At 69.2% G+C, this 7496-nt stretch carries 7 protein-coding genes and 2 pseudogenes; 5 read left to right on the forward strand and 4 right to left on the reverse strand.

The window, feature by feature from the left end; genetic code table 11:
- Window positions 1-31 precede the first annotated feature (31 nt).
- The 3 genes from ACWD4G_RS20575 to ACWD4G_RS20585 all read right to left on the reverse strand — a co-directional run bounded on the left by ACWD4G_RS20575 (window position 32) and on the right by ACWD4G_RS20585 (window position 3871).
- Entirely contained in the window at window positions 32-2284 is a 2253-nt protein-coding gene (locus ACWD4G_RS20575; RefSeq protein WP_451295334.1) for an NACHT domain-containing protein, read from the reverse strand.
- Complete coding sequence (locus ACWD4G_RS20580) at window positions 2281-2676, reverse strand: hypothetical protein (RefSeq protein ID WP_451295336.1); 396 nt, start codon at window positions 2674-2676, stop codon at window positions 2281-2283. Before ACWD4G_RS20580 ends, ACWD4G_RS20575 begins: the two co-directional genes overlap by 4 nt.
- 154 nt (window positions 2677-2830) lie before the next feature.
- Window positions 2831-3871 carry an alpha/beta hydrolase gene (locus tag ACWD4G_RS20585; RefSeq protein ID WP_451295338.1) on the reverse strand — a complete coding sequence of 347 codons (1041 nt, stop codon included), beginning with the start codon at window positions 3869-3871 and terminating at the stop codon, window positions 2831-2833.
- Window positions 3872-4244: 373 nt separating this feature from the next.
- Here ACWD4G_RS20585 and ACWD4G_RS20590 point away from each other — a divergent pair.
- From ACWD4G_RS20590 to ACWD4G_RS20605, 4 genes and pseudogenes are all read left to right on the forward strand, one after another.
- A pseudogene (locus ACWD4G_RS20590) lies at window positions 4245-4647 on the forward strand (hypothetical protein); the annotation flags it as partial.
- Window positions 4648-4720: 73 nt separating this feature from the next.
- Window positions 4721-5152: a DUF4240 domain-containing protein gene (locus tag ACWD4G_RS20595; protein ID WP_451295340.1), complete on the forward strand. Its 432-nt coding sequence runs from the start codon at window positions 4721-4723 to the stop codon at window positions 5150-5152.
- 249 nt (window positions 5153-5401) lie between these two features.
- A complete protein-coding gene (locus tag ACWD4G_RS20600; protein ID WP_451295342.1) occupies window positions 5402-5893 on the forward strand; it encodes a DUF2975 domain-containing protein in 492 nt (163 codons plus the stop codon).
- The gene (locus tag ACWD4G_RS20605) at window positions 5893-6177 is read left to right on the forward strand and encodes a helix-turn-helix domain-containing protein (protein ID WP_451295344.1); all 285 of its coding nucleotides are present in this window, start codon (window positions 5893-5895) and stop codon (window positions 6175-6177) included. The genes ACWD4G_RS20600 and ACWD4G_RS20605 overlap by 1 nt, the downstream gene beginning before the upstream one ends.
- Window positions 6178-6701: 524 nt before the next feature.
- Here the strand turns inward: ACWD4G_RS20605 and ACWD4G_RS20610 are convergent.
- A complete protein-coding gene (locus ACWD4G_RS20610; RefSeq protein ID WP_451295346.1) occupies window positions 6702-6923 on the reverse strand; it encodes a hypothetical protein in 222 nt (73 codons plus the stop codon).
- 211 nt (window positions 6924-7134) lie between these two features.
- Here ACWD4G_RS20610 and ACWD4G_RS20615 point away from each other — a divergent pair.
- A pseudogene (locus ACWD4G_RS20615) lies at window positions 7135-7496 on the forward strand (DNA-directed RNA polymerase subunit alpha); the annotation flags it as partial.

The following is a 7496-nucleotide window of genomic DNA, read 5'->3' on the forward strand; positions in this document are numbered from 1 at the left end:
TGCGTGACGGCACGGTGCCGGGCGCGGATGTCTACCGTCCCGATGGCACGGGGGCTGTGGCCGGTGTCTCGTAGCGGTGGGCGAAGTGGTGTTGAAGTCGGGCGTGGCGGAACTGGTACACCGCTCCCGCCTGGCGGAGCATCCCCCGCCGGTGGGCGTCGTCGAGGAATGCGATCAGCGCCCAGGGCAGCCGTCCGGTCATGGGCAGCCAGATGCGTGACAGGATCATCCAACGCCCCCAGGCGTCCGCACTGAGCCTGACCACGCCTCCCCATACGAACCCGCCCACGAGCGCGTTGGGGAGCCCGCCCAGGAGGCCGAACGCCAGCCCGAATGCCAGCCAGCCCACGAAGGACTGGAAGACCGCGGTCCTGCGATGGGCCGTCAACAGCTCGGACGGGCTGACTGCGATCCTGATGTCGGTGGGGGTTTGGAGCGCGTACGCGATCCCGAACACCAGCCCGACGGCGAGGCCGGCCGGGAACCAGATCCAAAGGAGGGCCCACATCACGTCCACGGGCCCGAACGCGCGCCAGTCTATGACCTGGCTCGCCAGCACACCCGCGAGTCCGCTCGCGAGGCCGATGACCAGCCAGGCCGCCCATCCGAAGAACGCTCCGTCCGCGAACTGCTCCAGGGCTTGTCTGGCCCGGCCGCGGATACGCAGCTGTATGCGTGAGGGATCGCCCCCTTCGGACCGGAGCCCGAAACGGAGCCCCAAGGAGAGTCCGGCCACCAGCCCTCCCGCGAGTCCGCTCACCAGCCCGTACACAAGCCAGGCACGCACGCCGCCGCTGAACGGAAACGCGAGTCCGATCACCCCGCCCCAGCCCAGGCGCGCGCGTGCGAGGACGAATCCGATCACGAGCCCGTTCGCCAGCGCGTTCGCCAGCCCGGCTGCGAGCCCGAACGCGAGTCCGCCCACCAGCATCCGTGTTGTGCGGGGGATGGTGTTGCCCAGTTGCCACCAGGCGAGGTCTTTGGTGCCGAGCCGGTTCAGGTGCCGGGCGAGGTAGCCGAGCCAGTGGTGGACGCGGTCGGGGTCCCAGCTTCGGTAGCCGTGGTGGCTGGAGCACCGGTCGAGGGGCGGGTGCTGGTAGACGGCGGAGGCGAACGCGCCCAGGAGATGGTCTTCCAGGTCCTGGGCGGTGCCGAACTGATGGGTGTCGAGCAGCTCGGCGGGGTCGCGGTCCGGGGTGTCGCTGTAGATGGTGCGGGCGAGGACGACCATCAACGGGGTGGACAGCACTGCGGTGAGGTTGGCCTCCGCCGGGCTGCTCGGATGTTCGCGCAAGCAGGCCAGGACCGGGTCCCACATCGTGGTGGTGCCGGTGCCGGTGCCGGTGCTGATGGCAGCGGCAGCGGCAGTGGCGGTGGGAGTGGCGGTGGCGGTCTTGCGGGTGGTGCGAGGCAGATAGTCGGCGAGGTCGGCCCAGGTGAGGTCGTCCAGTTCGATGCCGGCCGCGGCAGTCAGGACGTCGGCGGCCGCGACGGCGGTGGCGTACTCGTCGGGGCGGCTGGTCAGCAGCAGCGGCATCCTGGTGGCGTTCAGCGCTTCCAACGCGGCACAGTGCAGCCCGTCGGCAATCTCGTCGAACCCGTCCAGCACGGGCAGGATGCGGCCGGTCTCGACCAGGGCGGCGGCCAGACTCGATCCGGTCGGGCCGGGCGCGGCGAGACCGCGGTGGTCCCGCAGGAGTTGGTCGGTCAGCCAGTCCCGCAGTGAGGTGGTGGCCGGGTTCCACGACGCGAGGCTGAAGATCACCGGTACGAGATCGGTGCCGGTGCCGGTGCCGGTGCCGGCGTCGAGGAGGTCGAGGACGAACCGCAGGGTCAGCACGGTCTTGCCGGAGCCGCCCCGGCCCAGGACCACCAGCCGTCCCGACGGCAGCCGCTGGTAGACGTCGACGACCCGGTCCAGCCGGCCGGTCAGGGCCAACGGACCGAAGTCGACCCCGGCTGGGCCACGGCGGATGTTGGCCCAGTGATCTGTCAGGGCCTCGGGTGCCGGGTGCCACCGCACCGGCAGCGGGAACGGGTCGTGTATCCGCTGCCGTTCCTCCTCGCGCCGCCACTGCGCCCCGACCGCCTGAGCAAGCTGGTCGGCCGCTCCCGCCAAGCGCTGGTTCTCCGTCAGCGCACGGGTGGCCGAGGCCTCCCGCCAGGCGGGCTGGAACGCCGGCGCCCCGTAGTTGATGGTGACGTCGCCCATCACGCGGCCGACGAAGGTGCCTGAGCCGTGGTTGTGCTGGTCACCGGCTTCCCGGCGTTGTCCGTCCGTCACCGGGAGCTGTCGTGGTTGATGGTGAGGCCCCCGATCACATCGCCGGCGATGAACGTTCCCGATCCCTCATTGCGCTGTACCTGCACGGCGGGGACAGCGGACGGGGAAGCCGCCAGGGACCGCAGCTCGGCCAGGACCTCGGGGCGGCGTTCCGCGTGGGCGGCGAGGAGCGACGCCAGGACGATGCGGAGGTCGTCGTCGGCAACGCCCCGCGACAGTGCCGCCAGCGCCGCATCGCGCTCGTCCCGAGTACCTTGCCGAAAAAGGCGGTCAACCGTCGCACGGGCGCGGCCCCATCCCAGGCGAACGGCGTCGGCGAGAATCGTTGCCGCGGCACCCGTGGCGATGGCGAGCAGTTCGGCATCAGGCATGACCGCATGATGCCAGCCCATCAACTCCCCTGCCGCGCCTTCACGTTGGTCAGGGACAGCTGTAAACCAATGAGGCGATACCAAGCCACAACGGATACGCCCCCCTGACTTCCGGTGCGCAGGACGCGGCCGCCCCCTCCCTCTCCGACACGCTGACCGAGCAACTCCACACCGGCTACGCGGCCATCGCCGCCGAAGCACTCTGGGCGCTGAGGGCGGTGCCAGCTGCCCGCGCGGCCAGGGCATGACGCGGATGACGTGGTGCCGCCGCACCCATGGCACGCAAGTGGCCCTTTACGTAAGCGACTTGGGCGCCATTGCCGAAGGGGATGAGGTTCTTGTGGTCGTACAGGTCGACGTGGTCCGCGCCCGGGACGACCACGAGGTCGACGTGTCGGGGGCCGTCTTCTGGACGTCCTCGGAGTAGTAGCGGGAGTGCGCGTTGGTGCCGGTCACCAGGAGGGCCCTGCGGGGGGCCGGCATGTCGATGTTCGTCATCTGCTGGAAGGCGAAGAACGGCATCGGCGTGGTCGCGGTCCACGCGGTGGTGGAGTTGATCGAGCGCGGGTGGTAGCCGCGCTCGGTGCGGTAGTAGTCGAAGAAGATCTTCGTGATCGGGTCGGCGTCCGCCGGGAGGGTCTTGGGCAGGACGCGGTGCGAGGGGGCGACGTTGCCGTTCTCGTCGAAGGGCACCTCGTGGGACGGTGAGCGCCATACCGCTCAGGCCGCAGATGCCCTGGACGCCGATCCGCTCGCGGTCGACGATCCTCTGCGGGCCGAGGAAGTCGACGGCGGCGCTGAAGTCCTCGGTGCAGATGTCGGGCGAGGCCACGTCGCGCACCGTGCCGCCGCTCTCCCCGGTGAAGGAGGGGTCGAAGGCGAGGGCGACGTAGCCGCGGCGGGCGAACTCGTTGGCGTACAGGCCCGAGGACTGCTCCTCGACCGCGCCGAACGGGCCGCTGACCGCCAGAGCGGGCAGCTTGCCGCTCGCGTTCTTCGGCACGTAGAGGTCACCGGCGACCTCGATGCCGTAGCGGTTCTTGAACCGCACCGAGGTCCGCCTGACGTTCCTGTCCAGCGCGAAGGTGCAGCCACCCTTGCCCGTGGCGCCCGCGGCGCGGCCGGTCTCCTCACCGAAAGCGGGCAGAGCCGTGAAGGAGGCGCCGGTGGCGGCACCGGTGGCGGCGATCAGTCCGAGCGCTTTGCGACGTTCCATGGAGGGGACCTCATATTCGATCGGTGGGGGAAAAGGCGCGACGGTCGGTGGTGTCGTGACCCGCGCCGTGTCAATCCCCAAAGCGGGCCCATACCGGCGCCGGGCCGCAGCGGTGGATCACGTGAGGTTCTTGGTGCGCGGGCTGCCGCCGCTGTCGCCGTTGAAGGACGGGTCGAAGGCGAGGGTGACGAACCCGCGCTTGGCCAAGATCTGCGCGTAGATGCCGGTTCCCTGCTCCTTGACGCCGCCGTACGGGGAGCCGACGAGGAGCGCCGGGTGCCGCTGGGAGGCGTCGAAGTCCGCGGGGAGGTAGAGGTCGGCCCCCAGTGTTCGGCCCGGCCCGGGCTGGCCGATGGTCTACCGGCGTTTCGCACCGTGGAGCCGGGACCGGATCTGGGCGAAAATCCACCTGATCACGGACTGGAACGGTCTGCCTCTGCCACCGGGCATCTCAGGCGCCAACATGCACGACAGCCTCGGCCTGGAGCCACCGGTGCGAGGGATCGGCCGCCGCCCTTGCGCGGCGGCCGTCTGTTCGGCGGCCTGGAACCCGCCGATCCGTTCCCGACGTGGCCCGCGTCGTCGGCGACCGGCCGAACTCCACGCCGACAAGCCACCGCTGGGTCGTGGAGAGGACAGTGCCGTGGAAGAGGACAGTGCCGTGGCTGGCCGGGTGCCGACGCCTGCACCGCCGTGATGAACGCGAGGCCGAGCACGTCCTCGCCTTTGTCGCCATCGCGGCCGCCTTCATCCGCCACCGTCGCCTGGTGGGCTGAACCATGGCCGATGGGAAGTCGATGGCCAGACGCCGTCCCGCCACTGTCACAGCTGTCCGCCATGCTCTGCGATATGTACGAGAACGCCTTCTGGCAGCTCATCGACGACTGCACACCGTCCACGCCCGACCCCGACGCGGAACAGCTGGCCGCGGCACTGACGAACCGTCTAGCCGTCGGGCCGCTGGCGACGGTCATCGGGTTCGCCGAACAACTGTCGTGGGCGCTCTACCAGCTGGATCGCGAAGAGTACGGGCGCGACATGTCGAGCGACAGCTTCCTCTACACGCGCGCGGCTGTGGTGGCCGCCGGCCGCGAGGCATACGAAGCAGTACTCCGCCGTCCACAACTCTTCGCCCCGTACGCCAGAGATCTCATCTGGGCAGAGAACCTGCTCTACGTGCCGGACAAGGCGTACAGACACATCACCGGTGAGGAGTGGAATCGCAGCACCCGCTACTCCTACGAGTCCTACTCGAACACCGCCGGATGGGCCGGTGCTTAGCCCAACGGCTATCGCTGCGGCCATCGCGCAGCGGCTGGGACCCAGAAGTCGACTTCGACTGGACGGATGAGGACGAGGACGAGGACGAGGATGAGGATGAGGATCACAACCTTCGCGTGCACGCCTGCCATGGGAGGGGGCGGCAGTGTCCCGTCCTCGTGCGATACTGCCGCCCGCCGCCGCCTCAGCCATTGCTTAACCTATCGAAAATCGATAGATTCCCATCGCAAGTCGATGGAAGGATGGGTCATGGGGAAGCTGACAGTGGGTGCGCTGCGCGCCGTGCTCGTGGTGATGCTCGCCGGCACCGTGTTCGTACAGGCTGGGATGGTGTGGGCGTTGGTCAGCGGGAGCGATCCGGAGGACGGGTCGCTCCCGCTGACCCCGCTGCGCGTGATCACGATCCTGGGCATGGTGTCGGTCCAGGTCGCCGTGGTCTGCGTATGGCGGCTGGTGTCGATGGTGCGACGCCGAACCGTGTTCTCCCACGCCGCCTTCCGGTACGTGGACATCGTGATCGGCACGATCGTGGCGGCTGCCCTCATGTGGTTCGCGGTCACGGCCCTCAATGCGCCGGGCCAGCGGGACGACCCGGGCGTCACCGTCATCATGGGCGGGGTCGGCGTGGCCATCCTGGGGGTCGCGCTCATCGTGCTCGTGCTGCGGATGCTGCTCGCCCAGGCCGTCGCGCGCGACGTCGAAGCGGCGCGGATGCAGGCCGAGTTGGACGATGTGATCTGATGCCCATCGTCGTCGACATCGACGTGATGCTGGCCAGGCGGAAGATGTCCGTGGGCGAACTCGCGGACCGCGTAGGGATCACGCCCGCCAATCTGGCGGTACTCAAGAACGGCCGCGCCAAGGCCGTGCGCTTCGCGACGCTCGCCGCGCTCTGCGAGGTACTCGACTGCCAGCCGGGCGACCTGCTGCGCTGGGAGCCCGAGGACACCGCGGGCGATGCTGAGGGCCGGGGAGGGGGGAGTGACCCTGAGGGCCCCGTGAAGGGGCACGTGACCTCGACTTAGGGCGCGCGGAGGGCACGGGGCGCGAAGACCGGTCGGCAGGGAGTGTGCACGGGTGGGCGCGGTGTTGGGCTGGGCTCGGTCGGACTTCGGTCGGGAGCCGCCTTCGTGCGTGCACAGAGCCTGGGCGAAGCCCGTTTGACGCTGCGAGGCCGATGGCCTGGCGGCCACCATGAGGTCGACGGCCCCGGCGCTGCGGTGCTGTCCGCGCTGGGTGGGGACCTTCTGTACCCGCCGGGCTCGGGGTCGGGCCGCTCACTCGTGGGGGCTAAGCCGCCTTGGATCGCGCGGCACGCACACCCGAGGCGGGCCCCAGTACATCCTTGAGCAGGATGGTCTCGTCCGCCCCGAAGTCCGGGGCATGGAAAGGGTTTGTCGTCGGAGGCGGCGGTGCCGCGGTGGCGCGGCGGGGTTGCCCTTCCGGGGCGGAGAACAGTGGCGTCAGATCGATGAGAGGTCTCCCTTTCGTTACAGGTCCCTGAAGGGCCTGGCGTGCCGTGACCGGCCAGTGACCGGCCACAGCGGTCCTACAGTTTGGTCATCTTGGCGTACGGGCTCAAGATCCGCATTTGCACCGAGCCGAAATCCACGAGCGCCGCGATCCCATCCTCGATGCCGATTACCCGGCCGAGGCCGTACATGTCGTGTGTGACCTGTTCGCCTATGGCGAAGTGCTTGGGAGCCGGCGTGACCGGGGCCTTGAAGGGGCTGGTGGGCAAATGACGCTTCGATGCAGCAGGCTTTGTCATTGCCCCCAGTATGCATCTACAAACCGGTGGATGACTCTCGCGGGCAGGAACAGCTGATCGTCGGACTCCACTCCAGAAGAGCTGAGCCTGCCGGTCGGCCGGCAGACGGGCGGGTCGGGCGGTTCGGCCTCGTAGGGGGTCGAACCGCCCGTACCCTTCATGGTGTCTACGGCGTCACATAGCGGGCGCCAAACACTGGAGGCAATACCTCGTGCTGATCGCTCAGCGTCCCTCGTTGACCGAAGAGGTCGTCGACGAGTTCCGCTCCCGGTTCGTGATCGAGCCGCTGGAGCCGGGATTCGGCTACACCCTCGGCAACTCCCTGCGTCGTACGCTCCTGTCGTCGATCCCCGGCGCTGCTGTCACCAGCATCCGCATCGACGGCGTCCTGCACGAGTTCACCACCGTGCCGGGCGTCAAAGAGGACGTCACCGACCTGATCCTCAACATCAAGCAGCTGGTCGTGAGCAGCGAGCAGGACGAGCCTGTGGTGATGTACCTGCGCAAGCAGGGCCCGGGTCTGGTCACCGCCGCCGACATCGCGCCCCCGGCCGGTGTCGAGGTGCACAACCC

It is taken from the genome of Streptomyces sp. NPDC002643 (assembly GCF_053592555.1).

Bases quoted from the DNA above. Each gene is read 5' to 3' on its own strand.
- ACWD4G_RS20580 (WP_451295336.1), bottom strand. From the start codon at position 2,676: ATGGGCTGGCATCATGCGGTCATGCCTGATGCCGAACTGCTCGCCATC.
- ACWD4G_RS20585 (WP_451295338.1), bottom strand. From the start codon at position 3,871: ATGGAACGTCGCAAAGCGCTCGGACTGATCGCCGCCACCGGTGCCGCC.
- ACWD4G_RS20595 (WP_451295340.1), top strand. From the start codon at position 4,721: ATGTACGAGAACGCCTTCTGGCAGCTCATCGACGACTGCACACCGTCC.
- ACWD4G_RS20600 (WP_451295342.1), top strand. From the start codon at position 5,402: ATGGGGAAGCTGACAGTGGGTGCGCTGCGCGCCGTGCTCGTGGTGATG.
- ACWD4G_RS20605 (WP_451295344.1), top strand. From the start codon at position 5,893: ATGCCCATCGTCGTCGACATCGACGTGATGCTGGCCAGGCGGAAGATG.
- ACWD4G_RS20610 (WP_451295346.1), bottom strand. From the start codon at position 6,923: ATGACAAAGCCTGCTGCATCGAAGCGTCATTTGCCCACCAGCCCCTTC.